Source organism: Desulforhopalus sp., assembly GCA_030247675.1.
In the GTDB taxonomy this organism is placed as follows: domain Bacteria; phylum Desulfobacterota; class Desulfobulbia; order Desulfobulbales; family Desulfocapsaceae; genus Desulforhopalus_A.
In genome coordinates this window covers 13,873-38,914 of the sequence record JAOTRX010000008.1, presented here as the reverse complement: position 1 = coordinate 38,914, position 25,042 = coordinate 13,873, and the positions used below count along the sequence as shown (strand labels likewise).

The 25,042-nt window shown below is 49.8% G+C and carries 23 protein-coding genes; 13 read left to right on the top strand and 10 right to left on the bottom strand.

What is annotated here, in order from left to right; all coding sequences use genetic code 11:
* Nucleotides 1–61: 61 nt before the first annotated feature.
* From rho to OEL83_16325, 6 genes are all read left to right on the top strand, one after another.
* Nucleotides 62–1,312, top strand: a complete 1,251-nt coding sequence (rho, locus tag OEL83_16350) for a transcription termination factor Rho (protein ID MDK9708615.1) — start codon at nucleotides 62–64, stop codon at nucleotides 1,310–1,312.
* A 136-nt stretch (nucleotides 1,313–1,448) separates the two neighbouring features.
* Nucleotides 1,449–1,676: a 50S ribosomal protein L31 gene (gene rpmE / locus OEL83_16345; protein MDK9708614.1), complete on the top strand. Its 228-nt coding sequence runs from the start codon at nucleotides 1,449–1,451 to the stop codon at nucleotides 1,674–1,676.
* Between the two features lie 120 nt (nucleotides 1,677–1,796).
* A complete protein-coding gene (gene prfA, locus OEL83_16340; GenBank protein ID MDK9708613.1) occupies nucleotides 1,797–2,867 on the top strand; it encodes a peptide chain release factor 1 in 1,071 nt (356 codons plus the stop codon).
* A 34-nt stretch (nucleotides 2,868–2,901) separates the two neighbouring features.
* A complete protein-coding gene (gene prmC, locus OEL83_16335; GenBank protein MDK9708612.1) occupies nucleotides 2,902–3,777 on the top strand; it encodes a peptide chain release factor N(5)-glutamine methyltransferase in 876 nt (291 codons plus the stop codon).
* 14 nt (nucleotides 3,778–3,791) lie between these two features.
* A complete protein-coding gene (murA, locus tag OEL83_16330) occupies nucleotides 3,792–5,072 on the top strand; it encodes a UDP-N-acetylglucosamine 1-carboxyvinyltransferase (protein ID MDK9708611.1) in 1,281 nt (426 codons plus the stop codon).
* 355 nt (nucleotides 5,073–5,427) lie between these two features.
* A complete protein-coding gene (locus OEL83_16325) occupies nucleotides 5,428–5,934 on the top strand; it encodes a hypothetical protein (GenBank protein MDK9708610.1) in 507 nt (168 codons plus the stop codon).
* Between the two features lie 29 nt (nucleotides 5,935–5,963).
* Here OEL83_16325 and OEL83_16320 read toward each other — a convergent pair whose 3' ends face one another.
* The 6 genes from OEL83_16320 to OEL83_16295 all read right to left on the bottom strand — a co-directional run bounded on the left by OEL83_16320 (nucleotide 5,964) and on the right by OEL83_16295 (nucleotide 13,991).
* A complete protein-coding gene (locus tag OEL83_16320) occupies nucleotides 5,964–7,649 on the bottom strand; it encodes an ATP-binding protein (GenBank protein MDK9708609.1) in 1,686 nt (561 codons plus the stop codon).
* 7 nt (nucleotides 7,650–7,656) lie between these two features.
* Nucleotides 7,657–9,039 carry a sigma-54 dependent transcriptional regulator gene (locus OEL83_16315; protein MDK9708608.1) on the bottom strand — a complete coding sequence of 461 codons (1,383 nt, stop codon included), beginning with the start codon at nucleotides 9,037–9,039 and terminating at the stop codon, nucleotides 7,657–7,659.
* Between the two features lie 304 nt (nucleotides 9,040–9,343).
* Complete coding sequence (locus OEL83_16310) at nucleotides 9,344–10,009, bottom strand: phosphohydrolase (protein ID MDK9708607.1); 666 nt, start codon at nucleotides 10,007–10,009, stop codon at nucleotides 9,344–9,346.
* Between the two features lie 232 nt (nucleotides 10,010–10,241).
* Nucleotides 10,242–11,009, bottom strand: coding sequence for an AAA family ATPase (locus tag OEL83_16305; protein MDK9708606.1), 768 nt, complete (start codon nucleotides 11,007–11,009; stop codon nucleotides 10,242–10,244).
* A 334-nt stretch (nucleotides 11,010–11,343) separates the two neighbouring features.
* Nucleotides 11,344–12,270, bottom strand: coding sequence for a CoB--CoM heterodisulfide reductase iron-sulfur subunit B family protein (locus OEL83_16300; GenBank protein MDK9708605.1), 927 nt, complete (start codon nucleotides 12,268–12,270; stop codon nucleotides 11,344–11,346).
* Entirely contained in the window at nucleotides 12,267–13,991 is a 1,725-nt protein-coding gene (locus OEL83_16295; GenBank protein ID MDK9708604.1) for a 4Fe-4S dicluster domain-containing protein, read from the bottom strand. Before OEL83_16295 ends, OEL83_16300 begins: the two co-directional genes overlap by 4 nt.
* A gap of 598 nt (nucleotides 13,992–14,589) precedes the next feature.
* On the opposite strand from OEL83_16295, the gene OEL83_16290 reads away from it, so the two are divergent.
* The 3 genes from OEL83_16290 (at nucleotide 14,590) to OEL83_16280 (ending at nucleotide 17,949) form a co-directional block, all read left to right on the top strand.
* On the top strand, nucleotides 14,590–15,435 hold the full coding sequence (locus OEL83_16290) for a MoxR family ATPase (protein MDK9708603.1): 846 nt from the start codon (nucleotides 14,590–14,592) through the stop codon (nucleotides 15,433–15,435).
* Nucleotides 15,436–15,448: 13 nt separating this feature from the next.
* On the top strand, nucleotides 15,449–16,645 hold the full coding sequence (locus OEL83_16285) for a hypothetical protein (GenBank protein ID MDK9708602.1): 1,197 nt from the start codon (nucleotides 15,449–15,451) through the stop codon (nucleotides 16,643–16,645).
* Between the two features lie 236 nt (nucleotides 16,646–16,881).
* Nucleotides 16,882–17,949: a hypothetical protein gene (locus OEL83_16280; protein MDK9708601.1), complete on the top strand. Its 1,068-nt coding sequence runs from the start codon at nucleotides 16,882–16,884 to the stop codon at nucleotides 17,947–17,949.
* Here OEL83_16280 and OEL83_16275 read toward each other — a convergent pair.
* On the bottom strand, nucleotides 17,946–18,350 hold the full coding sequence (locus OEL83_16275) for a GIY-YIG nuclease family protein (GenBank protein MDK9708600.1): 405 nt from the start codon (nucleotides 18,348–18,350) through the stop codon (nucleotides 17,946–17,948). The genes OEL83_16280 and OEL83_16275 overlap by 4 nt on opposite strands.
* A 97-nt stretch (nucleotides 18,351–18,447) precedes the next feature.
* On the opposite strand from OEL83_16275, the gene OEL83_16270 reads away from it, so the two are divergent.
* From OEL83_16270 to OEL83_16255, 4 genes are all read left to right on the top strand, one after another.
* Nucleotides 18,448–18,681, top strand: coding sequence for a twin-arginine translocase subunit TatC (locus tag OEL83_16270; protein MDK9708599.1), 234 nt, complete (start codon nucleotides 18,448–18,450; stop codon nucleotides 18,679–18,681).
* Between the two features lie 20 nt (nucleotides 18,682–18,701).
* Nucleotides 18,702–19,238: a twin-arginine translocase subunit TatC gene (gene tatC / locus OEL83_16265; GenBank protein ID MDK9708598.1), complete on the top strand. Its 537-nt coding sequence runs from the start codon at nucleotides 18,702–18,704 to the stop codon at nucleotides 19,236–19,238.
* A 144-nt stretch (nucleotides 19,239–19,382) separates the two neighbouring features.
* Entirely contained in the window at nucleotides 19,383–20,654 is a 1,272-nt protein-coding gene (locus tag OEL83_16260) for a class II fructose-bisphosphate aldolase (protein ID MDK9708597.1), read from the top strand.
* A 56-nt stretch (nucleotides 20,655–20,710) separates the two neighbouring features.
* Complete coding sequence (locus tag OEL83_16255; GenBank protein MDK9708596.1) at nucleotides 20,711–21,727, top strand: NAD-dependent epimerase; 1,017 nt, start codon at nucleotides 20,711–20,713, stop codon at nucleotides 21,725–21,727.
* A gap of 85 nt (nucleotides 21,728–21,812) precedes the next feature.
* Here OEL83_16255 and dxs read toward each other — a convergent pair whose 3' ends face one another.
* From dxs to OEL83_16240, 3 genes are all read right to left on the bottom strand, one after another.
* Nucleotides 21,813–23,723 carry a 1-deoxy-D-xylulose-5-phosphate synthase gene (gene dxs, locus OEL83_16250; protein MDK9708595.1) on the bottom strand — a complete coding sequence of 637 codons (1,911 nt, stop codon included), beginning with the start codon at nucleotides 23,721–23,723 and terminating at the stop codon, nucleotides 21,813–21,815.
* 149 nt (nucleotides 23,724–23,872) lie between these two features.
* On the bottom strand, nucleotides 23,873–24,769 hold the full coding sequence (locus tag OEL83_16245; GenBank protein ID MDK9708594.1) for a polyprenyl synthetase family protein: 897 nt from the start codon (nucleotides 24,767–24,769) through the stop codon (nucleotides 23,873–23,875).
* Nucleotides 24,744–24,992: an exodeoxyribonuclease VII small subunit gene (locus tag OEL83_16240; protein MDK9708593.1), complete on the bottom strand. Its 249-nt coding sequence runs from the start codon at nucleotides 24,990–24,992 to the stop codon at nucleotides 24,744–24,746. The genes OEL83_16245 and OEL83_16240 overlap by 26 nt, the downstream gene beginning before the upstream one ends.
* Nucleotides 24,993–25,042: the final 50 nt, after the last annotated feature.

Genomic DNA, 25,042 nt, shown 5'->3' with positions numbered 1-25,042 from the left:
TTGGCGTCCGCGGTGTTTTCTCGTTATCCTGCCCATAATTCCAGAAAGGAGAAGTAGATTAATGAATCTGGCGGAACTCAAACTGATGAAAATCGGTGAATTGGTGCAGCTAGGCCGATCATTAAAGGTCGAGGGCTATAGCGCACTACGAAAACAGGAGCTCATTTTTGCAATTCTTAAAGCCCAATCCGATAAAGATGGGAAGATGCGTGGCAATGGTGTCCTGGAAATTCTTCCCGATGGTTTTGGTTTTCTGAGAGCTCCCGATTACAACTATCTTCCTGGCCCTGATGACATATACGTTTCTCCTTCGCAAATACGCAGGTTGAATCTCCGTACCGGCGATACCGTAGAAGGATTGGTTCGTGCCCCCAAAGAAGGAGAAAGATACTTTGCCTTACTAAAGGTAGACAGTGTCAATTTTGATCCGCCCGAGGCGGCAAAGCAGAAGACGTTATTTGGCAACCTGACACCGCTGCATCCCAATGAAGCGTTTACCTTGGAGTGGCAGCCGGACAACATATCCATGCGGATTATGGATATGTTTGCACCAATCGGCAAGGGGCAAAGAGGACTGATTGTGGCTCCACCGCGCACCGGAAAAACAGTTCTTATGCAGAAAATTGCCAACTCTATTGTTCGCAATCACAAGGAAGTGTATCTCATTGTTTTGTTGATTGATGAGCGACCGGAAGAAGTCACCGAAATGACGAGAAGTGTCAAGACTGCGGAGGTCGTCAGCTCGACATTTGATGAGCCGCCGCAACGGCATATTCAGGTGGCTGAAATGGTAATTGAGAAGGCGAAACGACTGGTTGAGCATAAAAAAGATGTGGTGATCCTTCTTGATTCAATCACCCGGCTTGCAAGGGCTTATAATACTGTTACCCCGGCCAGCGGCAAAATATTGTCGGGTGGTGTTGAGGCCAATGCCTTGCATCGCCCCAAACGTTTCTTTGGCGCAGCGAGGAATATCGAGGAAGGTGGAAGCTTAACAATTCTCGCCACGGCTCTTATTGAGACCGGCAGTCGGATGGATGAGGTTATCTTTGAGGAGTTTAAAGGTACCGGCAATATGGAATTGATTCTTGACCGCAAGATGGCCGATAAGCGCATTTTTCCGGCGATTGACCTTAAGCGCTCGGGTACGCGGAAAGAGGATCTGTTGATCAAACCTGAGGCCCTTAATCGGATATGGATACTGCGCAAACTTCTCAACTCAATGAATCCAGCAGATTGTATGGATTTTTTGATAGATAAATTGAAGCTGCAGAAAACCAATGCCGATTTTCTTGATTCCATGAACGGATAAGCGCGTATCAGCAGCTGGTGATAGCCATTTTTTGTTGAAAAAAATCGCTATTTGGGTAATATGTCTCTCTTGTGTTAAAATTTTTCTTTACTATTAATATTTGCTCACCCACAGAGGTGTTGGAGGACTAGAGGTCATGAAAGAAGGAATTCATCCAGAGTATCACACCATTAACGCGGTTTGCGCTTGTGGCAACCAAGTGGAATTGGGGTCGATCATGAAAGAGATGAGAGTGGAGATTTGTTCTGCCTGTCATCCCTTTTTCACCGGAAAACAGAAACTTATCGATTCAGCGGGACGTATAGAGAAGTTTAAACAGCGCTATGCTCAACATTATGCCAAGTTAGACAAAGGCAAGTCCTGATCGGCTCTTCTTTCTCTGTCGGTAGTTTCCTCCGACCAGCCATTTTTCTCTTGAGGTCCACAACGATGCTCGTCATGGTTGTGGACTTTTTTCTTTTTTCTTTTCGCGGTTTATACGGCTATGTTTGAAAGATTTGCTGACCTCGACGACAAGATTTCTGACCTTGAAGGCCGGTTGTCCGATCCGCAGCTGGTAAACAACCAAAAGGAGTATCAAAAGGTTGTTCGTGAGCATTCCCATTTGGCAAAACTCAATGCCAAGTACCGCGAGTACATGAAGGTCCAGCAGGAAATTCAAGAAAACAAAGCAATCCTATTTGATGAGTCGGAAGATCAAGAGATGCGGGAGCTTGCCAAGCTGGAGCTAGACGTGTTGGCAGAGAAGGAAAAGCAACTTGATCAAGAGATGAAGATAATTCTTCTCCCAAAAGATCCAAACGATGACAAAAACATCTTTCTTGAGATCAGAGCAGGAACAGGTGGAGATGAGGCGGCCCTTTTTGCCGGGGATTTGTTCAGGATGTACAGTCGCTTTGCCGAAAATATGGGCTGGCGGGTTGAGGTCATGAGTTCGAATCCCATCGGTATCGGCGGTTTTAAGGAGATCATTGCCCTGATCAGTGGTGAACAGGTCTATTCAAAACTGAAGTATGAAAGCGGTGTGCACCGCGTGCAACGAGTTCCCGAAACGGAAACTCAAGGCCGAATACACACCTCGGCGGTTACCGTGGCAATTTTGCCTGAGGTCGATGAAGTAGAGTTGAATATCGATATGAATGAGTTGAAGTTTGATGTCTTCCGCTCCTCCGGTCCGGGTGGCCAATCGGTAAATACCACCGATTCCGCTGTCCGGGTTACCCATCTGCCAACAGGTCTTGTCGTTATTTGTCAGGATGAAAAGTCGCAGCATAAAAACAAGGCAAAGGCGCTTGTTGTCCTTCGGGCACGCTTGCTTGATCAAATGGAACGGGAGCGGCATGATAAAATTTCCATGGATCGAAAGAGTCAGGTCGGTAGCGGCGATAGAAGTGAAAGAATTCGCACCTATAACTTCCCACAGGGGCGGATGACTGACCATCGCATCAACCTTACCCTCTATAAACTTGACTCGATAATTAGCGGAAAAATCGAAGACGTCATTTTTCCATTGATTGCCCACGACCAAGCGGAAAAACTCAAGGGCATACAATAATTATTCTTTTTGTATTGAGGCTTGTTCCGGTCCTATGCGTCTTGTTGAACTCCTTGAATCCGCTGCGTTACAGCTAGAAAAGGCGGGTGTAGCGGAATCTCAGCTTGAAGCTCGGCTTCTCCTTGAGGCCTGTTTGGCAAAAACACGAACTGAGCTGTTTCTTCTTGGTCAAACAGAGGTACCGGTTGAGGATGAAGCACGATATATTGACCTTATAAATCGCCGGAAGCAACGAGAGCCGGTCGCATATATACTTAAAGAACAAGAATTTTGGTCAATGCAATTTCTTGTTACCCCGGCAGTCCTTATTCCCAGACCCGAAACCGAGTTTCTCCTCGATCGGGTGCTAGCACTCGTTAATCCACAGAACCTTAGGCGTGGTCACCTCCTTGATCTTTGCTGCGGCAGCGGTGTCATTGCCACGGTCCTTGCAAGAGAAACTGGTGAGGATGTGTTTGCTGTCGATCTCTCCCGTGCGGCACTTGCGGTGACACGAAGTAATTTGCAGCGCCACAATCTATTGGCGCGAGTTGCGATGGTGCAGGCCGATCTTTTCTCAGCTTTTTCACATAATCGACAGTTTTCTCTCATAGTGTCGAATCCGCCCTATGTGAGCAGCTTTGATATAGAGCATACCCTTGAGCCCGAAGTTGCCGAACATGAACCGAGGCTTGCCCTTGATGGGGGTGACGGAGGGATGGATATTATCCGGAGAATACGCCGGGATGTATCCCAGTTTATGTGCCCCGGGGGACAGTTATTTATGGAAATCGGTGCGGATCAGGGTGAAGAGGTACGTTTACTTTTTGCCGAAGAGTTCGATGGATCTCCAGCTTTTGAAAAAGTTGACATACTCGTCGACTATGCCGATCGGGACAGGGTTTTGCATGCAACAATTAGAAATAACTAACATGGTGATATATAATGGAAAAACTCGTTATTGAGGGCGGTGTGCCGTTACACGGAAAGGTACGAATCAGCGGGGCTAAGAACGCTGCACTGCCTTTGATGGCCGCGACCCTGCTGACGCCTGGGCGACATATTCTGCGCAATGTTCCCGATCTCCGGGATACTCGCACATTTATCCGGCTCCTGGAAAATCTCGGGGTTAGAAGTGAAAGGACCGGCGACCTCCTGGTCATTGATTCAACCAATCTCATCCATGCCGAGGCGCCATATGATTTGGTGAAAACCATGCGTGCCTCAGTGCTCGTATTGGGGCCGTTGCTAGCCAGGCTTGGCAAGGCCAAGGTCTCGTTACCGGGAGGTTGCGCTATCGGAGCGAGGCCAATAAATTTTCACATAATGGGCCTAGAACGCCTTGGGGTTACCTGCAATCTTGATGGTGGATACGTTGATGCTCACATTAATGGACCGATGCAGGGGAGTGTCATATACTTTGATATTCCCTCGGTGACTGGTACGGAAAACCTGCTAATGGCCGCTGTCCTGGCAGAGGGTACCACCTTCATCAAAAATGCCGCCCGTGAGCCTGAGATCGGCAATCTCATTGATATGTTGAATGGAATGGGGGCAAGAATTGAAGGGCGCGACACCGATAGGCTGACCATCCATGGCGTAAGGAACCTTACGCCTGCCGATTGTGCAATTATTCCTGACCGAATCGAGACCGGAACCTACCTTATAGCAATTGCTGCAACCGGCGGGTCAGGTACGGTAACTCACTGTAATCCCGGTCACCTGCCTTCACTCCTAGAAAAATTACGCAGTGCCGGGTTGCAGATCACTGAGACTCAAGACACCATCAGTATAGGCTGGCCTTCCGGTTTGAGAGAATTGCCAACTTTGAACAGCGTCGATATTAAAACCATGCCCTATCCCGGTTATCCGACCGATCTCCAGGCACAATATATGGCACTGATGACTCTAGGGTCAGACATTTGCGTAATCACCGAGACAATCTTTGAAAACCGTTTTATGCATGTGGCTGAGTTGCAAAGAATGGGGGCTAAGATCAGGGTTGACGGACATTCTGCGGTGGTTTCTGGTCTTGGCATGAAAGGGTTGAGCGGTGCACCGGTCATGGCAACTGACCTTCGAGCTAGTTCATCACTGGTTATTGCCGGGCTTGCGGCCAACGGGAGAACTGATATCTCGCGTATATATCATCTTGAGCGTGGTTATGAGAACCTTGTGGACAAACTCACTGGTCTTGGTGCCAGGGTGTGGAAAGAACAAGAGTGATTCTATGGTAAAAGAGCTAGAAGGTTCAGAGGTTATTAGGTGGTGCTGCTCCTCTTGCCATGATGGGCTCTAGGTTCTTTGCAGTTACTCTTTGTTTCGATTCTGTTTGAGAATAGAATAAAGACAATTTTAGCGAAGTGATGATTTGCTAATGGTTCCGCCAAATATTATCATTGCTCAAGAGGCTGAGGCGACAGACGCCGCAGGAAGACCCGGATCATAATCGTCGGATAAGGACGCATTGAACATGCTACCGATACTACTAGAATATCTAAGAAAGAATCGAAAAAGAGCGGTACTCGCCGGTTCAATAATTGTCTTCATTTTAATCGTCGGGGGTGGAGGTAGTTTGCTCATGCTGATGCGTTCGGAAAAGGAGCCTCTGGCAACGAATATTCCGAAGAGTGTTGAGCTTAAAGTCGAACATCAAGGCGTAGATGCAACAGGTCAGGAGCCATCGCAATCCGCGACGTTTTCTCTTACACCTTCCCCTGACGAACTTTTGCAACAGTTGACTTCCCTGGAAAATCTCAATGAGGACGTTGTCGAGGCGAAATTTACCGGTCTGCGTGTATTGTGGCCTGGGTATTTTTTTACCTTGCAGGCAACTGAAGGCAGTAGCAAGGCTACCCTTGTCCTCGATGCGGCCGAAAATGGTTTTGGAGTGGTGATTGAGAGTGAAGTTGATACCTCCCTCTACCCTAAGCTTCGGCAGCTGGAGTCTGGCAAGAAACTTTGGATTGGTGGCGCGATAACAGCAGTTGATCGCACTGGGACAGGGACCGTCCATTTGAAGGCAGAAAATTTTAACTTCAATGACGAGCCGGCCTTTCCCCCAGCTATCGGCCAAAAGGCAAAGTAAAAGAGGTGAATGTGTAGAGTCTTACCCGGTTATTGGGGCAGGGGGAGGGTTATGGTGAATCTGGCCCCTCCATCCCGGCTGCACATCACCTCGATAGAGCCCTGGTGCTCATCAATAGTCTGTTTGACTATTGCCAGGCCAAGCCCAGTTCCCTCAGGGCGTGTCGTGTAAAACGGCTCGAAGATCTGTTCCCTTTTAGCCTCCTCAATCCCCGGTCCATTATCACTGATTGAAATTTCAATTGCCTCATGAAGTTCCTTGTCTTTTATCTCACGGGCCTCAATGGTGATGCACTCTTTGCCTGGCGGGCAAAAAGCTAAACCATTGAGTATGAGATGGGTGAAGACTGTGAAGATCTCTTTTTCATCCGCCCAGATATCGATTTTTTGATCAAAATCGCAGTGTATCTGCGCTGACTCCGGCCAAGCGGGATCCACCTTGCAGACCTGCAGGACTTCCTCAATGCAGCCGCGGAGAGAGAACCAGTTGCAACGGGCGATTTCCGGCCTGGAAAACCGCAGGAAATCGCTGATGGTTTCAATGAGGCGATTTGATTCTCTGAGGATGATGGTAGTCAATTGGAAATTGGTATAATTTTCCGAGCCGCCGGATGAATACTCGTTGGCGAGAACCTGGGCTGAACCCGATATAGCTGTCAGAGGGTTACGGAAATCGTGCGCAATACTCGCACTCATCATGCCGATAGCAGCGAGCTTCTCGGTTTGTCTGACCTGGCGTTCCAATTTTTCAATCTCACTTATGTCCTTTAACGTTATGATTTTATGCGGAGGCTCCTGTGTTGGCCTCGGGTCGTTCGACGGTGGAATATTAATATGGGAATAGCCTATTCGGACCTTATTGCCGTCTTGTTTGATGAAGTCGGCGGTCAAGCGGGTGTTGTCTCCCGATATATCAAGATTCGGGAAAGCTACTTCGAGCTTTTTCCCTAAGAGATCAAGGTGATGGAATCCGGTAATCTTTTCGACAGCATTGTTAGCCGAGGTAATCGTATGGTGGACGTCAATTGTTATGATGCCTGTAGAGATATTATCGAAGATTTGTTTGTAGAGAATAGTCAGTTGATCGAAATCCCGTAAGGAATCAGAGAGGGCGTTTTCGGTTTTGTGCAGCCGCATGCCAAAAAGGGCACTAAGAACCGCAGCGAGAAAGAAGGTCAATCCATGAACCGAGAAATGGTTGAGGATAACCGTTGGATTCGGCGGTGTTATTCGCAGATACTCTGGGTAAAGTTCGTAAGCCTCAAGGAAGAGAATGCTTCCAAACAGGAGAGTTGCCGATGCGGCGGCAATCAGTCCACCTTTTCTTGGCAGGATCAGTCCGCCGGCTATAATCGGAAAAAAGAATACAGAGGTGAAGATTGATTGCGAAGAGCCGGAAAAGAAGACCAGCAATGCCACGAAACATGTGTCGAGGAGGTTTTGGGCAAAGCCGAATTTCCGCAAATTTCCCTGATAAATCATCAAAAAAAATGCCGAGAAGATGGTTGTCAGGAATACTAACAGAAGCAGTAAAATCAGGATATTGGGCGGCAGGACGATAACATCAAAACGGGCGCTGCGGAAAACATAACTAATGACCATCAAGAGGGTATAGAGGACAATCCGCAGCGCCAGCATCCAGAGCAGCTGATTTCTGAGAATTTGGTCGACGCTCTTGGTGTTCCGGGCGTTTTCGATGAGGGGGGAAAGATCCATTGCGTGCTCAACTCAATCCGTATTTCTTGACTTTATATCGCAGGGAACGAAAGCTAAGGCGCAAAAGATCGGCGGCCTGCATCTTTGAATTGTTGGTTTTTTTCAAGGCATGGGCTATGAGGCGCTTTTCCAGATTGTCGACAATTTTTTCAAGCCCCAAATCGAAGAGTTCCTCTTCACTTGCGGCTGCTTGAAAGAGATTGTCGTATTCATTCTTTTCCATAGGCGGGGCTGCCAGCGTGCTTTTGCTGGCGAAAGTCAGGCTTTCAGGGAGGATGATGTTCGATCCGGCCAGGGCAACCCCTCGTTCGATAATGTTCTCCAATTCCCGAACATTGCCCGGAAAATGGTAATTCATTAATACCTGCAGACCATAGGAGGAGATTTCTTGGACTTCTTTACCAAGCTGCCGGGAATATTTCTTTAGGAAGTAGTCGACCAACAAGGGGACATCTTCCTTTCGCTCGCGGAGCGCCGGTACCCGCATCGGAACAACTGCCAGACGGTAAAAAAGATCCTCTCTGAACCTTCCCGCGCGGATTTCATCTTCAAGAATCTTGTTGGTGGCGGCAATGATCCGGACATCAATGCGTTTTGACCGCGTTCCGCCGACCGGTTTTATCTCTCGTTCCTGCAGGACGCGCAACAGTTTTGTTTGGATAATTGGCGTCAACTCACCTATTTCGTCGAGGAAGGCGGTGCCGCCGTCCGCCTCATTAAATAATCCCGGTTTGTCGCTGATCGCCCCGGTGAAAGATCCCTTTATGTGGCCAAACAGTTCACTTTCCATCAGGTCTTCCGGGATAGCGCTGCAGGTAATTGGCACAAAGTTATGGGCAGCCACCTTGCTATGCTGATGAATGGCTTGTGCCACCAACTCCTTGCCGGTTCCGGATTCTCCATAGATGAGGACGTTGGCCGGTGTCGGGGCAACACGTTGGATCATGTCGAATATTTTCAACATTTCTCTGCTCTTCCCGATTATTTCCGGGAAACAGTCACTGAGATCTTCTGGTTTTTTAGTTTGCTGGGTTTTACTGGTTGCTGATTCAATTACTGCTTTGATTTCGTCAACATTGAACGGCTTGGTGATGTAATCGAAGGCCCCGTTCTTCATTGCCAAAACGGCATCATCGGGAGACGCGAAGGCGGTGATCATTATGACCGGCAGATCGGGGAAATTCTCTTTTATCGTTTCAAGGAGTTCAATTCCGGTCATTCCCGGCATACGAATATCACTGACGACGACCTCCACCGGTTGATTATCGAGAAGTGCCAATGCCTTTTGACCACTTTCGGCGATACTCACCTTATGCCCCGCTTTCTCCAGAAGGATCTTGAGAAAATCCCGCATACTGCGTTCGTCATCGACGATTAATACCGAGGCCATGGGCACCTTCTTCTCTGTTTATTATAGTTGACTGAGGATTCATTTATAGCAGCTTTGCCAACTGATCATCTTGGGGATGATCAGTTGAAAATCTCTTCACCAAGGATGAGTTTCTTGATGATATCGTAAAGCGCTGCAAGAGACAAGAAAGGGATGGGGATCACCAAGGAACTTTATGGTACCGACTGGAACCATTGCACCAAAGTATCGGCAACAGCGGCTGGAACGTAGTGTTTTATGCCCGCGGAGGTCTTTTGGCAAAAAAGCATCTGTGTGACATTAAAAGGCTGATTGCTAGTGTTCCCTAGTCAACAAGGGTGGCCGCAATCTCTTTGGCAGAATTGGTAAAGAACTTCTTTACTGAGGTCGGTTGAGTTTTTCGGTCACTTGCCGGTTTTTCTTTCAATTCTTCCTGCATTTGTCTGAGCGAAAGAGCGTCATGGAGAATTTTTGCCTGGAGCGAGTCACCTTCGCTAACCTGGTGGTCGTGAAGAAGTACTGTACAGATTTCTTTAATCATCATTTCGCCGGCACCAAGTTTATTCAGTATAGCTTGAGCCTCGCTCAGACCGGTGTCGTGGAGGTATGCGGCACAAAGCAGGACAGCAAGATTGCCTCCCTCGGCTTTGCCTATGTTTTCAGCGAACTTGGCGGTGGTGGTAGCTTGACGGATCCGCTTGAAATCAGATTGAAAAAATCTCTTCATCTCCACGGCAACCTTGTCTTTTAAGAGATTTTCTTTCGCTCCGGTGAAGTCTTCCGGTAGGGCACCCAGGCACTGCTCGGCGTATGGGCAATAGGAAGCACAGCCAAAGTCCAAGTTTGGATTGACAAAACGATGACCACAATTGCCACATTTCCGGCTGGTGTCATCCTTGTAAAATTCAACGGAGGTGTTGCATTTAGGGCACTGCACTTCAAAGATGGCGCCTGCTTTCCAATATTTTGTGTCCTGGCCTGGGCATTTCATAGATGTTTCCTCGGGGATGTTTATAAATGAAGATGGTTTATATCTCTCTGGTATGGAGAGTGTCCCATTATTGAAAAGTCTACACACATTCGCAAAACGCAACATTGATATAGGTCAAGATTACTGCAAGGATCAAAAAAATCTGCAAGGTAGGGCGAAAAGACGCGGTCTTGTGAAACGGCCGGATAGAAGGCGGGATTTTGGGGGACTGTGATCGTCCCCCATATTTGGTCTATTTTGAGAGAGGTGGGCAATAATCAGCCATCAATTTTTCGATTGCCTGCACGGATGGTGCATTATCGGGGAGTTCGAGCAAGGAGCGCCTTTCCATGTCAAACTCGAGGAGCGCTGGATCATGGGGGATTATGCCAGCAATCGGTAAGCCAATTTCCGTCACCTCGGCCATGAAGGCGTCACTGAGCTTCTCCGGGCCGCGGGTCACGACAATTGCCAGTTTTTTTACGTCGAGTTTTAGACCCGGGAGCATTTGGTTGATTCTACGCACGGCCCTGAGACCGCGCAGGGAATAATCGGTGACAAGAAAGAGCACATCCACCTTGCCGCTGGTCCGTCGGCTGAGATGTTCCATGCCGGCCTCATTGTCGACAATTGTGTATTTATAATGACCGGCCAATTTGTCGGTAAAGCGGTTGAGGATATTATTGACCATGCAATAACAGCCTTGGCCTTCTTGGCGGCCCATGACCAGGAGGTCAAATTTTGGCTTTTCAATTAAGGCCTGCTCGATAAGGGTCTCAAGGTAATTAACCTTATCCATCCCTGAAGGAATTCCCTGCGGATCCTTCATATAGTTTTCCCGTATCTCGCCAATCGTCGTTGTAACGTCGAGTCCCATCGTTTCCCCAAGGTTGCTATTGGGGTCGGCATCGACGGCCAGAACCGGTGTTTTTCCTGTCTCCCCGAGGTATCGCACAACCAAGGTTGCGACAGTGGTTTTTCCTACCCCTCCCTTTCCTGCAAAGGCAATAACCTTACTCATAGATATCTCCGTCTAAGTTTCACGTTAATGAAAAAACAATTATCAGTGCCATATCCCGAAAAGCTGTTATAACAAACAAGAAGATGAGCTTGGGGCAACCTTGATAATTAAAAACTCATCAAGGTCCTTTTTTCCTTCTTCTATGGGCCGGGACGGTGGCCCTTGGGGGGCGGGCGCGAAAGCCGGCTCTACCCGTAAGAACAAAGAAGTTGCACAGTGCGTCTTGATCGACAAGTGTAAGCATCTTCTAGAGAAATAAAAGAAAAAACCACCCAATCAAGAAAGTTGATGGGGTGGTTTTTGCAGAGTCCTTACTGCCTTATTGGCCTGCCGGTCAAGCTGCCACTTTTGCCTTCTTTTTCTTTTTTTCCTCGGTAGGTGGTCCAAGGAGGCTCTTGATTCGATTGATGTCTTCTGTAGCAATAGTACTGTTGCTGGCAATTCCCAGGGCTTTTTCATCAATGCCAAGACACAACCCGAGGAGCTGTGGGAAGAGGAGCACCGGCAGGAGTTTTTCGCCTGCGGCACCATTGCGGATGTTTTGCTGGGTGGTATCGAACTGCAGGTGACAATAGGAACAGATAGGCGTTATATATTCAGCCCCCGCTGCCTGAGCACCGGTAATTTTTTCCCTGAGCAACCTGTGGGACAGATCATTGTTGATGCCGGCCAGTGCAGCGCCGCAGCACTCGAGTTTTCCTTGCCAATCAAGACTTTTGACCCCGGTTGTGCCGATAAGTTCCTCGGTGATGCGGGGTACGAAGGAATCGTCAAAGTGGGTGATTTCCCTCGGGCGAAGGACATGGCAACCCTGGATGACCGCGATATTGAGATCGGTAAAGGCATTAACCCGCTGGGCCTTGATTTTTTCCGTACCGACCTCTTGGTAAAGCACTGTAAGGTAATGTTTAACTTCAGCTTTTCCTGAATAATGGAGGTCTTCTTTGGCGAGGATGCTGTTCAGTTCCTCCATGAGTTGCGCATTTTTACTCATCACGTTCTTGGCCTTTTGCAGGCTGGCAAAACAACAGTTGCAGATGACCAGAATATCTTGACCTCTCTTTTCAGCAATGGCCAGGTTCCGCACTGAGGGGAGAATATACGCCTTCTCATCGACGTTCCGAGCTGGATATCCGCAACAGTTGAAGGTGGGCACCACCTCCAGCTCTATTCCGAACTTGGCGAGAACAGCGGTGGTTGACGTTGCATATTGCTGGATGCGGATCGGGATGTTGCAACCCTGAAAAAATGCATATTTCATGAGTGTACTCCTGTCTCAACTTTTTTAAGGGCACTGTTCTTAAGAGAGTAGAAGATATCAGTGAGTTCAACCTGATTAGGGCAGTGCTCCTGACAAAGGTAGCAGGTGGAGCAACTCCAGATCATTTGCGAGCCCATGGCCAACTCGGTGTTGCCGATACCAAGGCTGAACATGATCTGATGCGGCAGCATCCCCAGTGCCTCGACAGGATCATCATAGCTGCGCACCACTGGGCAGATGTTGGTGCAGCGCTGGCACGAAAAACATCCACGAAATGTAGTGTTACCAAAACCCTTGGATGTGCCCAGTGTTATCGGCGAAGAAGTATCGGCAAGATGCTGAAAGCTCTTTATGAAGATGTCGGTCACCTTCTTCAATGCCTGTAAATGGTCATCAACGAAGTTCTGAGCCAAGGCCAAGGGGAAGGAGAAGTGGCTGAGCATAGTCGTTTCGGGCATTCCCTCTTTGAGTAAGGTGTAACGCGAACTGACGAACAACTCTTTTAAGTTGATGCCTGAAGGGCAGACCGTGGTGCAGCGGTCACAGCTGGTGCAGACATACAGGCCCTGCTGCATTTGCTTCAAAACTGCCGGATCGGTTTCCTTACCGGCCGCAATTTTCTTCAGATATTGAACCTTTTCTGAAGGGAGGATGAAATCGTTCTGGAAGGTTTCGAAGAACATATTCGAAGAACATTCAAGACTGCATGAGCCGCAATGGGTACATGCCGATAGACCTATCATCTGTCTGGTCAGAATATTTGCCGGTTCACGTATTTGATCCCCGGTGACGCCTTTGATGAGCAAGCTAACCGGCGCCGCCAGGATATGAAACATCTTACTGAAGGGGAGCCAGGCGAGGAAGGCGAGGCAAGCCAGGATATGCAAATACCAGAGGAGTTTTACCGTCAGGGCGTCACCGAAAACCGCGAAGAAGATGGGGCTTATCTTGGCCAAGGTAAAGCTTGCAAATGCGGCCTTGTTGGATGCGTGACAGTCCATGCAGTAGTCGCCGTTGATTTCCTTGCCCTTGGCGACGATCTCAGCGGGGGGAGCAGTCTGGAAATTGGTCGGCGCAAGGCCGTTTTCCTGAACCCAAAAGGCTTCTAATGCCTTTACCTCTTCCTCGTCGGAGAGTGATACGTCTTCGACCATTCTTTGAAATGTAGACTGGGATGCCATTTTTGACCCCTCGAGAAGCATGCCGGAGAGGATAATGACAAGGAGGAAAATCAGGGCAGTCCAGTCACTGGCGTAGGTCTTCAAACGTTGCGGTTTCAGGGTTATTCTTCGGAAAATGGCAATTACCACTCCCAAAATAACCATCAATCCGAACAGATTACGCAGGAAAAGGTAGGGGTTGAGCGTTGATTGATAATCCTTGAAAAGGGGCTCAGTCACTACCGAATGCAAGGCATGCATGAGCAGTAAGAGAATAAAGCCGCTAAAAATCAGGGTATGGGCAATCCAGCGCAGTACGCTTTTGTCAAAAATGCGCTTTTGAAAAAGAAGGTCAACAAAAACCGATTTGATAATAAGAAAAATCTTGGCACTGAAAAACGAGCCGACAACTGCCTTGAGTGCCTCGGTCATCCTTGTGCCAACTGGTGCGGCGGGGGCGGCGGGCGGGCTCATGCCCTGGGAAAACCATATTGACAACCTGATAATGAGGCCAATCAGACAAACAACTGCAGAAAAACCAAATAGTATATTCAAAGTCATAATGAATTTTCTATACCCTCAGTCTTGTTTCCATTCAGTGGAATGATTGTTGATTTATCAATTCATGGTTATCGAAAATCCTGGCAAGTGTCAGATGATAATCATAAATGATGCCATGCTTCTCCCTCTTCCTCCTGGTTCATTTTTGTTGCTGCTGCATGATTTGCCGAATGCGACCAAGGCTCTGTAGAGCAGCTGCAATACAACAACATTTTTGAGAAATATTTCTTAAAGGTTGGCGCAGCTTTTCGAAGAATTCCTGTCAACGTCCGGTATTATGGCCATTGCCGAGAGATAACTACCCAAATAGCAACGAAAAACCATTGGAATATACCGCCTTTTAGTGTCTCCGTCGAGCAGTCATTTACACAATCAGCAAAAAACGATGATGAATTATTGTCGATTTCGATGGCCATGGGCATCGTATTTTCGCAGAGAGTATTGTACCGTTTCCTGTCTTTCGTACCGTTTCCTGTCTTTCGGAAAATCGTGACGGATACGGGGTGTCCGCTGCCGGTGGATGTCGGGGAGTCTTTGCCGAATATTCGGTGAGTAACAGATCAACAGTTCGTATATCAAATTCTAATCAACGAGGGAAATGATGGAGTCAGTCAATTTTGTTGGTGCCGCCAAATATGTTCTCGACCCGGAATTGGCAAAGATAGTCAACATCTCCATGGTATTGGAAATGCCCCTACTCTTGAAGGGGGAACCTGGTACCGGGAAGACCATGCTCGCCCATGCGATAGCCGAGAGCCTGCGGATGCCGCTGATCATCTTGAATGTCAAGTCGAACATGAAACTGGTCGAAGCCCTGTATCAATATGATACCCTAACGCGCTTAAACGACAGCCGGTTCGGTGACTCCAGGCGAAACGTGAGCAATATCTCCGAGTATATTAAAATGGGCAAGATCGGTCAGGCCTTTACCGCCGACAGCAAGTGCGTTTTGTTGATCGATGAGATCGACAAGGCCGAGACCGAATTTCAGGACGATATGCTCGATGTCCTTGATCAGATGCAGTTTGATATCATGGAGACCGATGAGACCGTACGGGCAGTGCACCGGCCGGTCATCATCATTACTTCCAATGCCAAAAAAGATTTATCCGACCCGTTTCTCGGACGGTGCAACTTTCATCATATTGCTTTTCCCGATCCGAAGATGATGCGCAATATAATTGCAGTTCACTTTCCCGCTATCGATAAAAAATTGACTGACATCGCTATAGGTGCCTTTTATGATCTGCGAAATCTCGATGGCCTGGAAAAGAAACCGGCCACCCGTGAACTGATCAACTGGTTGCGCGCCCTGGCCAGCGATCCCGATTTCAGGGACGGTGAACGGCTGAAAAAAGAAATCCCCTATCTCGGGGTACTTTTTAAGAAAAGTGCCGATTACCAACGGTCAACCGCCAGTCTTGCCAAAAAACGCTTTTTTTGATCGAGGAACGGACATGTTTGTTAGCTTCTTTTATCACCTGAAAGATGTCGGCATACCCGTCAGTCCGACATCCTTTCTTATTCTCCATAAAGCGATGCACCGCGGGCTGGTTAATTCGGTCGATGATTTATACACCGCTGCAAGAACTATTCTGGTGAAGAATGAGAAGTATTTTGACCTCTATGACCAGGTATTTGCCCATGTATTCGCTGGTGCGGAGCTGCCGGATGGCGCCGCAGATGAGGAAGCCCTTGATCTTCTTGCCAACGGGATGATCCAGGAATGGCTCAAAAATCCGAAAGAACTTGCCGGGGCACTGGGGCTTGATGCAAAGAAGTTGGCGGCGATGTCTCCAGGTGAATTGTTGGAATATTTTAAAGCCCGCCTGAAAGATCAGCAGGGGCGGCATGATGGCGGTTCAAAATGGATTGGCACCGGTGGTACTTCACCAGTCGGACACTCGGGGTATCATCCCGGCGGTTTACGGGTCGGGGGTATGTCGATGGGGCGTTCCGCCGTCAAGGTGGCAGGTGAGAGACGATACCGGGAGTATTCAACTCGTGGCGTTCTTACCCGGAATTCCGTTGGTGAGGCACTGAAACGGTTGCGCCATCTGGTTCCGCAGGGTGTTAAGGACCGGTTGAATATCGACCAAACCCTGTATCGGACCATGAAAAACGGTGGTGAAATCGAACTGGTGTTTGACCGGAGTGTCGTCGATAGATTGAAGGTGATCCTGGCTATTGATAACGGCGGGTGGTCGATGGAGCCCCACGTCGAGTTGGTTCAGACCCTGTTCAGCTATGCCAAATCACAATTTAAGGATTTGAAGACCTATTTTTTCCACAACACGGTCTACGACCTGCTTTGGGAGGATGCGGCACGCTATAAACGGCCAACTGCTATTAAAGATTTTGTCCGGCTCGATCCCGATACCCGTCTGATCATAGTCGGCGATGCCAGCATGGCACCGTATGAATTGATGGCAACCGATGGTTCCATCTATGCCTTCGAGCGCAGCGGTAAGCCCTCGATCGAACAACTCAGATTCTTGGCCGGGACCTTTCGGCGGGCAATCTGGCTGAATCCCATAGAGGAACGCCTTTGGCCGTATACCCAGTCCCTTAACGTCATTCGCTCGATCTTTCCAATGTTTGAGTTGTCCCTCGATGGTTTGGAAAAGGGGGTTCATCATCTGATGACCCGGTAAAGTTGGGGAAAGGCAGATGACCAGAAAGCGCAATCAACTTTGTCGTATCGCGCCGGGGCATACGTATTGTTTGAGCAGACAAGATCGGTAAATCAGCTTGGTTACCGCTCTGGTTGCCGATTTGTAAAAGGCACCAGTCCATTGGAAAAGAGGGATGACATTCTTGCCATCGGGATTACTGTACGATAGCTACAAAACAAGATTCCGGTTCACTTATCACAATAAAGGTATCAGCCATGTCTGCATTTACGCCCAATTGTTTGCCGCTGCTCATTGGTAGCTTGCCCCTCGCAAGTCATCAGGAAGCCACCTCTCTGATCTTTGACTATACTCCCAATATTCCCCTTTGGCCGCAGTTGCCGATGTATCGGACAGAAGGCATGATGCAGCAGTTTCTTCCTGGATTGCCGGGTGTTGTAGAATCTGATGGTAAGGTTTTTGTTGACACCAAGGGTAGCTCCTTCGAGGAAGAGATCCTTGCCTTCTATGAGGAATACCTGGCCGTGGCAGAGGGCATTGGAGATCTCGGGGAATCGCAGTTTATTTTGTCTCCAGCCGCCGCTCCCGGATTTTACACTTTTTTGCAGATGGCCCAGGCCAGAAAAGAAACGCTAACCGCCCTGAAAGGACAAACCACCGGGCCATTCACCTTTTGCACCGGCCTGGTTGATCAGGCTGGGCGAGCGATATTTTATGATGATCAATTGCGGGATATCGCAGTCAAACACCTGGCGATGAAGGCGAGATGGCAAGTCAGAAAAATGAAGGAATTATGCGGAAGAACAATCATGTTTTTTGATGAACCGGGGCTTGCCGGTCTCGGATCTTCGGCATTTATTACCATTACCCATGAAGATATTGTGGCTTGCCTTTCGGAGGCCTTTGCCGCCGTCAGGGCCGAAAACGGACTGTCGGGGGTGCATGTCTGCGCCAACACCGAATGGTCGGTGGTATTTGAATCAGGTGTCGACATCGTCAGTTACGACGCCTATTCCTATTTTGATAAGCTGATTCTTTACCCTGACCATCTTGTCGAGTTTTTTAAGAAAGGAGGGATTCTCGCAAGCGGCATTATTCCAACCGCCCCGGAGCTAATCGATGCAGTGAATGCCGAATCCCTTGTCGAAAAATGGTTGCAACAGACCGAACAGCTGCAAGCAATCGGCATAGACCGGAAAACGATATGCGCCCAGACCTTGATAACCCCCAGTTGCGGCACCGGTGCCGTATCAAGGGATCAGGCTCTGAAAGTCCTTACCCTCACCAAAACGGTTTCAGAATCCATCCGGGTAAGCTTGGGCTAAATCGCGGTTTTTGCAGGGGCCGCCTGGCCTGCGGTCTGCTGGATTACCGCATCTACTGCACCAGCACCTAAAATGAGGCGGATTTTTCTGGTAAAGGGCATTTTTTTTACCTGGTGCTCCCGCCGTGCCGCAACTGCCCTGGAGGCTGCCGGTTCGCTGTAGACGAGTTCTACCGGTCGGCGGGGCCTGGTGTATTTTGCCCCGCCTTTCGGGGAATTATGCTCGACAATGCGTCTGGCCAGGTCGGTGGTAATCCCGGTATAATAGGAGCCGTCTTTGCAGCGGACGATATATACAACCCATGGCTCGCTCGAAATTAAGGGATCTTGGCCGGGGTCATGCATTGGTAAGGGGAATGGGCAGGTTTTTAGGAAAAGGGGAAGGGTCAGTATTTTCGCCAAGTCTGCAGAGGTTCTTGTCAAAATTTGTTGCAAGTGGTAATCAAGTCCATTCTGAAGATGCAGACCAGAACTCTCAAATCAAAGTCCTATATGCCATATGAACGAGCAAGACGATAGTGGAAAATTACAGAAGCAGGCCCTCACTGAACATCTTCGCGAGCTGCGTTCGTGTCTCATTGTATCGATGGTCGCCACGATTATCGGTTTTTGTTTGTCCTATGCTGTTATCGAACCCATCGGGACCTGGTTTTTTAAACCCCTTGTCAAGGTCCTTCCCGAAGGGACGACTTTGATCTTCACTTCCTACCAGGAGGGGTTTTTTTTTATCTAAAGCTTGCCCTGGTTTGCGGTGTGCTCGCCGCCTCGCCCGTTATCTTTTCGCAGATATGGCGATTTGTAGCACCCGGTCTGTATAGCCATGAAAAGAAGGTGCTGATTCCGTTCTCCCTTCTCTCTTCCATGTGTTTTGTCGGTGGCGCGGCCTTTGGTTATCTGGTCGTCTTTCCACCAGCCTTCAAATTCCTGGTCGGTTACAATAATGAGTTTCTGACTTCGCTGCCGGCGGTAAGCGAATACTTCGACCTTGCCACCAAGTTGTTGCTGGCTTTTGGTGTGATCTTCGAGATGCCGGTGTTTATGGTCTTCATCGCCAAGACCGGGTTGATAGATGTTGCTTTTCTCAATCGCAATAGAAAGTATGCCATTCTCATTAATTTCATTATTGCCGCCATCCTCACGCCGACACCCGACGTCGTCAACCAGATGATGATGGGTATACCTCTGGTAATACTTTACGAGATAAGCGTGATTGCCGTCTGGCTTTTTGCCGGGAAAGGCTTTTCCGGCTTCTCCAAGGAGTCATCCGACAACGAAAAGATCTCGGAATAAAAGAGTTTCCTCCCTGGATTTCTTTTGGACCATGGTTTATAAAAAGAAAGTATTAAAAATTTGCTTTTCACCAGCCTCTCCTGCCCGTGAACTTGTTGTTGCGGACCGGAGAAATATGGAAATCATGCTTTCTGGAGGTATCTCATGGGAATGAATGCAGAATATGATAAATTGATTCAGATCGGCCGGCCCCCTAACATAGTCAAACGCTTTCCCCACTCCAAGGCATTGATTGTCAGCGGCAAAGTTATCGACCGGGCCTTGCTGGCCAAAGGGCAGGCAATGACCATCGCCGCCAACGGCCGCAACAGCTTTATCATTCGTGGTGCCCTGCAGGCGGCTCAGCGTGCTGATGCCGCATTGATTATTGAAATCGCCCGATCGGAAAGTAACTATTGTCCGGTAAACTCGTATAATATCGCCCTGCATGTTGATGCTCTGTGCAATGAATTGGGCATCACCGTGCCGGTGGCTGTTCATGCCGACCATTACGGTATCAAGAGTGAGGCCGATCTGCCTTTTGCCAGGATGGAGATTCCGGCAATGTTCGATGCTGGAATCACCTCGATCGCCGTCGATGCCTCGCATATGCCGGATGACCTGAACCTCTTGGCCAATATCGAACTCAGTTCTTTTATTCCGACATGGGCCGGCCTGGAAACTGAGGTGGGTGAGATCAAAGGAGATCAAGGATTGTCGACGGTTGCTGATGCCTCGTTTCTCATTAAGGGGCTGAATGCAAATGGCGTTTTTCCCGACTGGATAGCCTTGAACAACGGCACAACCCACGGTCTTGAGGCAAGCGGCCAGGGAATTCAGGTGGAACTTACCGCTGAAATTCACAAGGCACTTGAACCCTATAAGATTTCCGGAGCGCAGCATGGGACATCAGGAAATAATTCCGATAAATTGCGAGCCATTGCCGCAAAGACCAACACCACCAAGGCCAATGTCGCCACCGCCCTGCAGATGGTGTCCTGGGGAGTGGAGGTCAACGACTACGGCAATGCCATACTTGATGCCGACGGCAATTTCATCAAGGTTAAAGACCAGGGGATGAGCGAGGAAATGTGGTTGAAGATGACTGCTCTGGCCGCTAAGAACGGGTGGAAGGGCGGTAACTATAAAAATCTCAACCTGCCCTTTGAGAGCCTGTTGCTGTCACAGCCAAGAGCGATCCGGGAGCGGATGAGTAAGGGTGTCGAGGACTTTGTTTACAAGATTCTCACTGAGGTTTTTAACGCAGCAGGGACCGCAACGCTTGCCAAGGAGGCCATCTTGCGAGCTGGTTCATATGACCTCGGGCCCAAGGGTAAAATTGTCGAGGATCCGGCCGACTGGACCAAAGAAATGATCATAACCAAGGCAAAGGCGCTAGCCGGCAACAAGGGACCTGAGGGCGATTTCGATGATTAATTGGTCCCGGGGATGTGGGACAGGGCATGATGCCGGAAAGTTAATAAAACAATAACATGATAATGAAAAAGATACTGATCACCGGCGCGGCCGGTTTTATTGGGGCGCATTTATCGCAAAAACTGATCGCCGGTGGAGCCGAGGTTGTCGGCTTGGATAATCTCAATGACTATTATGACCCACAGCTGAAAAGGGACCGGATGGCAGAACTCGCGGCGGGGCCGATGTTTCGCCACGTCAATGTTGAACTTGCCGACCGCGACGCGGTGGCCAGACTCTTCCAGGAGCACCGTTTTGACGCCGTGGTCAACCTGGCCGCCCAGGCTGGCGTTCGCTATTCGCTCATTAATCCCCATTCCTATGTTGATACCAATCTGGTCGGTTTCGTCAACATCCTCGAAGGATGCAGGCATTCCGGGGTGAAGCATTTTGTCTATGCCTCATCGAGTTCCGTGTACGGTGCCAACACCAAGATGCCCTTTTCCGTCCATGATAATGTCGATCATCCGGTGTCGTTGTATGCCGCCTCGAAGAAGGCCAACGAGTTGATGGCCCATACCTACAGCCATCTTTTTAACCTACCGACTACCGGCCTGCGGTTTTTCACGGTTTATGGGCCATGGGGCCGTCCGGATATGGCCTTGTTCCTGTTCACCCGGGCAATTCTTGAAAACCGGCCCATCGATGTCTTTAATAACGGCAATATGGAGAGGGATTTCACATATATCGATGATATAGTCGAGGGTGTCTTCCGGGTAATTCAACACCCCCCGCAGGCCAATCCTGAATGGCGGGGCGACAGCCCCGATCCGGCCACATCCTATTGTCCGTATCGGGTGTATAATATCGGTAATAATAACAAAGAAAAGCTGCTGCGCTATATCGAGGTGCTTGAAGAGGCACTGGGGAAGAAGGCGGAAAAGCGGTTTCTGCCGATGCAGCCTGGTGATGTCCCGGCAACCTATGCCGATGTTGATGATCTCGTGCGGGATTTCCACTACAAACCGGGAACGACCCTGGAATACGGGATAGGGAAATTTGTGCAGTGGTACAAGGAGTATTTTAAAATCTGATCCGTTTTATTGCTGCAGTAGCTCCGCAAAAAAAGGCCGGCACCGTGTCAACGGAGCCGGCCTTTTTGGTTTTGTAGGGTAGCGGCTACGCTTCTTTGCCGGTTAGCTTGATCGCCGCCCGGATGATTGCCGGCGGATCAATCTGGCTGTTCTTCCACAGGGTATGCTGGGGGCCATGTTCAACGAAGTTGTCGGGATGGCCGAGCATGCAGGTCTGGACAGAGTAGAGGCCGCGGAGGCTGAGGAGTTCGAGCACCGAGCTGCCGAACCCGCCGAGGCGGGAACCGTCTTCAATGGTGACAACTCGTGCCGTATGCTGAGCCCAGTGGCAGATAAGGTCGGCATCGAGGGGTTTGACAAAGCGTGGATTGATGACTGCGGCCTTGATGCCGATCTTCTCCAGGCCCTCGGCGGCCTCCATGGCCGGATATACCCGGTTGCCTACTGGCAACAGCAGAATGTCGTCGCCTGGGCGCAGCAGTTCTCCCTTGCCGATCTCCATCTTCACTAAGGTTTCAGCCAAAGGCACATTATACCCCGGTCCCCGCGGATAGCGAACGGCGGCCGGGCCGTTGTGGTAGACGGCGGTATAGAGCATGTGCTGAAGCTCCTGCTCATCTTTTGGGGCCATGACAATCATGTTGGGGATGAAGCGGAGGAATGACATGTCGAAGACCCCGTGATGGGTCGGGCCGTCGTCGCCGACCACACCTGCCCGGTCGATGGCCAGGGTGACCGAAAGGTTGGGAATGCAGATATCGTGGATAATTTGATCGAGGGCGCGCTGAAAAAAGGTGGAATAGATGGCTACCACCGGTCGCATTCCTTCCACTGCCAGGCCGGCGGCAAAGGTCAGGGCATGCTGCTCGGCAATCCCCACATCAAAAAAACGATTCGGGAAGGTCTGGGCAAACTTGCTCAGCCCGGTACCGGAGACCATGGCCGCAGAAATGGCGATGATTTTGTCGTCATTTTTCGCCATGGCAGTGATGGTGTCACCAAAGACCTGGGTATAACTTGCCGCCCCCGTCGATTTATGGGGAGTGCCGCTGAGGATATCGAAGGGGCCAATACCGTGGAAGATGCCGGGATTCCGTTCCGCCGGCTCATAGCCCATGCCTTTCTTGGTGAGGACATGAATGAGCATGGGGCCTTGGGAGTTGTCGCGAACCGTCTCCAGGGTTTCCAGAAGGTCCCCGAGATTATGGCCATCTATCGGACCGATATAATTGAACTTAAATGCCTCAAAGAGCATGCCGGGGGTAAAGAAGCTCTTGAAGCTTTCCTCGCTTTTGCGGAGGATGTTGAGAATGTTTTCTCCAACATCGGAAATCTGCAGTTTTTCAACGAGATGGGCCTTGACCCGGCTCATCGTCTTGCCGGTGAGTTTGCGGCTGAGAAAACTCGAAAGCGCACCGACGTTTGGCGAAATGGACATCTCGTTGTCGTTGAGGATGACGATGAGATCCTTGTCAAGATGGCCGGCGTGGTTGAGGGCCTCAAAGGCCAGTCCGGCGGTCATCGAGCCATCACCGATCACCGCGATAGCCCGGTGTGGGTCGCGCTTGAGGTCCTTGGCCAGGGTTATACCCAGGGCGGCTGAGATGGAGGTCGAGCTGTGTCCGGTTTCGAAGGCATCGTAGATGCTCTCCTTAAATTTGGGGAAGCCACTCATCCCCTTATATTGTCGGAGTGATCCGAATTGTTCCCGTCTGCCGGTGAGGATCTTGTGGGCGTAGCTTTGGTGGCCGACATCCCAAATCAGCTTATCAAGCGGCGTGTCGAAGACGTAGTGCAGGGCGATAGTCAGCTCGACCACTCCGAGGCTCGGCGCCAGGTGGCCGCCGGTGCGGGCTACCGTCTCAACAATGAGGTCGCGAATATCCTGAGCAAGTTCCTGGAGTTGCGGCAGGGCGAGCTTGCGGATATCGGCGGGCGAATCAATTCTCTCAAGGAGAGTTTTTGGGGGCGACAGTGTTGCAGTGGACTTTGACATAACTTTTCTACACAAACCTGCGAGCCCATATTCGTTTCATTGCGGCATTCTCACGCATGACAGGGTGGCTCAATAAATGAATAATAATACATGTCATCACGTTCAGCGATCTGCGGCCGTTTTTTTCGGCTCGCAAATAGCGGAAACGTTCAATTACTCCGGGTATAAATATAGGTGGCAATCTGGCGGAGTGGATCGGCCTTATGGTCAAAATCCCTGAGGGCGTCCAGAGCCTCATCAACCGCCTCCTTAGCCATCACCTTGGTTTTTTCGATACCGAAAAAGGCAGGATAGGTCGCCTTGCCGCGGTTGGCATCGGAGCCGGCGGCCTTGCCAAGTTGTTCCGTAGTAGAGGTGACATTCAGCATATCGTCAACAATTTGAAAGGCAAGGCCAATCTTCTCCCCGTAAACGGTGAGTCTTTCAACCTGATCAAGGGACGCACTCGCACCAATGGCTCCCGCCTGTACCGAGCAGGTTATCAAGGCCCCGGTCTTGGCTTTATGAATGGTTTGCAGGACGGGAAAGGGTACAGCGACCTTTTCGCTTTCGATATCAAGCGCTTGCCCGCCTACCATGCCCAGTGGCCCAGCTGCCCTGGCGATCTTCTGGATTATCCTTAGACGGTTTTCAGCTGGTATAGCGGAGATTGCCGTGTTGCTGAGCAGATCGAAGGCGAAGGTTAATAGACCGTCACCGGCAAGGATTGCCCCGGCCTCGCCAAAGAGGATGTGGTTGGTCGGTTTGCCGCGCCGCAGTTCATCGTTGTCCATGGCCGGCAAGTCATCGTGGATGAGGGAATAGGTATGGATACATTCCAGGGCGCAGGCTATCGGCAGAAGGGTATTCGCCATCTCCGGGCTGTCATCCAGGGCCTCGCCGGCCGCCAGGCAGAGAATTGGCCGAATCCTTTTTCCCCCGGCAAAGAGACTGTAGCGCATAGCTTCGATATGACTGGAAAAAGATCCATCTGCCGCCAGCATGAAGGTTGCCAGGCCTTCTTCGACGGTTCGCTGCTTGCTATGCAGATACTTCTTTATGTTCATTTTCCGGTCCTTCAAAGGGGCTGGCTTCGAGTTTGCCGTCTTTCTCCAGCAATATCTCAATCTTGGCGCGCGCCTCACGCAGCTGTTCATTGCAAAAACTGGCGAGTTTTATGCCTTCATCGAACTTTTTCAGGCTGCTTTCCAGGCTTTCATCACCACTGGCCAGTTCTTCGGTGATCTGTTCCAGTCTTGCCAGGGCCGCTTCAAAGGATTTTTTTGCCATATTCAACAGGTCGGGTTAGAGCAAAAGGGGGTTGCTTCGGGTGATCTTTC

What these genes read in the sequence shown, in the direction of transcription:
- OEL83_16255 (MDK9708596.1), top strand. Translation starts at nt 20,711, where the DNA reads ATGATAATGAAAAAGATACTGATCACCGGCGCGGCCGGTTTTATTGGG.
- OEL83_16315 (MDK9708608.1), bottom strand. Translation starts at nt 9,039, where the DNA reads ATGGCCTCGGTATTAATCGTCGATGACGAACGCAGTATGCGGGATTTT.
- OEL83_16280 (MDK9708601.1), top strand. Translation starts at nt 16,882, where the DNA reads ATGTCTGCATTTACGCCCAATTGTTTGCCGCTGCTCATTGGTAGCTTG.
- rho (MDK9708615.1), top strand. Translation starts at nt 62, where the DNA reads ATGAATCTGGCGGAACTCAAACTGATGAAAATCGGTGAATTGGTGCAG.
- OEL83_16325 (MDK9708610.1), top strand. Translation starts at nt 5,428, where the DNA reads ATGCTGATGCGTTCGGAAAAGGAGCCTCTGGCAACGAATATTCCGAAG.
- prmC (MDK9708612.1), top strand. Translation starts at nt 2,902, where the DNA reads ATGCGTCTTGTTGAACTCCTTGAATCCGCTGCGTTACAGCTAGAAAAG.
- OEL83_16240 (MDK9708593.1), bottom strand. Translation starts at nt 24,992, where the DNA reads ATGGCAAAAAAATCCTTTGAAGCGGCCCTGGCAAGACTGGAACAGATC.
- murA (MDK9708611.1), top strand. Translation starts at nt 3,792, where the DNA reads ATGGAAAAACTCGTTATTGAGGGCGGTGTGCCGTTACACGGAAAGGTA.
- OEL83_16285 (MDK9708602.1), top strand. Translation starts at nt 15,449, where the DNA reads ATGTTTGTTAGCTTCTTTTATCACCTGAAAGATGTCGGCATACCCGTC.
- OEL83_16290 (MDK9708603.1), top strand. Translation starts at nt 14,590, where the DNA reads ATGATGGAGTCAGTCAATTTTGTTGGTGCCGCCAAATATGTTCTCGAC.
- dxs (MDK9708595.1), bottom strand. Translation starts at nt 23,723, where the DNA reads ATGTCAAAGTCCACTGCAACACTGTCGCCCCCAAAAACTCTCCTTGAG.
- OEL83_16245 (MDK9708594.1), bottom strand. Translation starts at nt 24,769, where the DNA reads ATGAACATAAAGAAGTATCTGCATAGCAAGCAGCGAACCGTCGAAGAA.
- OEL83_16270 (MDK9708599.1), top strand. Translation starts at nt 18,448, where the DNA reads ATGAACGAGCAAGACGATAGTGGAAAATTACAGAAGCAGGCCCTCACT.
- OEL83_16300 (MDK9708605.1), bottom strand. Translation starts at nt 12,270, where the DNA reads ATGAAATATGCATTTTTTCAGGGTTGCAACATCCCGATCCGCATCCAG.
- rpmE (MDK9708614.1), top strand. Translation starts at nt 1,449, where the DNA reads ATGAAAGAAGGAATTCATCCAGAGTATCACACCATTAACGCGGTTTGC.
- OEL83_16295 (MDK9708604.1), bottom strand. Translation starts at nt 13,991, where the DNA reads ATGACTTTGAATATACTATTTGGTTTTTCTGCAGTTGTTTGTCTGATT.
- OEL83_16320 (MDK9708609.1), bottom strand. Translation starts at nt 7,649, where the DNA reads ATGGATCTTTCCCCCCTCATCGAAAACGCCCGGAACACCAAGAGCGTC.
- prfA (MDK9708613.1), top strand. Translation starts at nt 1,797, where the DNA reads ATGTTTGAAAGATTTGCTGACCTCGACGACAAGATTTCTGACCTTGAA.
- OEL83_16305 (MDK9708606.1), bottom strand. Translation starts at nt 11,009, where the DNA reads ATGAGTAAGGTTATTGCCTTTGCAGGAAAGGGAGGGGTAGGAAAAACC.
- OEL83_16310 (MDK9708607.1), bottom strand. Translation starts at nt 10,009, where the DNA reads ATGAAATGCCCAGGCCAGGACACAAAATATTGGAAAGCAGGCGCCATC.
- OEL83_16260 (MDK9708597.1), top strand. Translation starts at nt 19,383, where the DNA reads ATGGGAATGAATGCAGAATATGATAAATTGATTCAGATCGGCCGGCCC.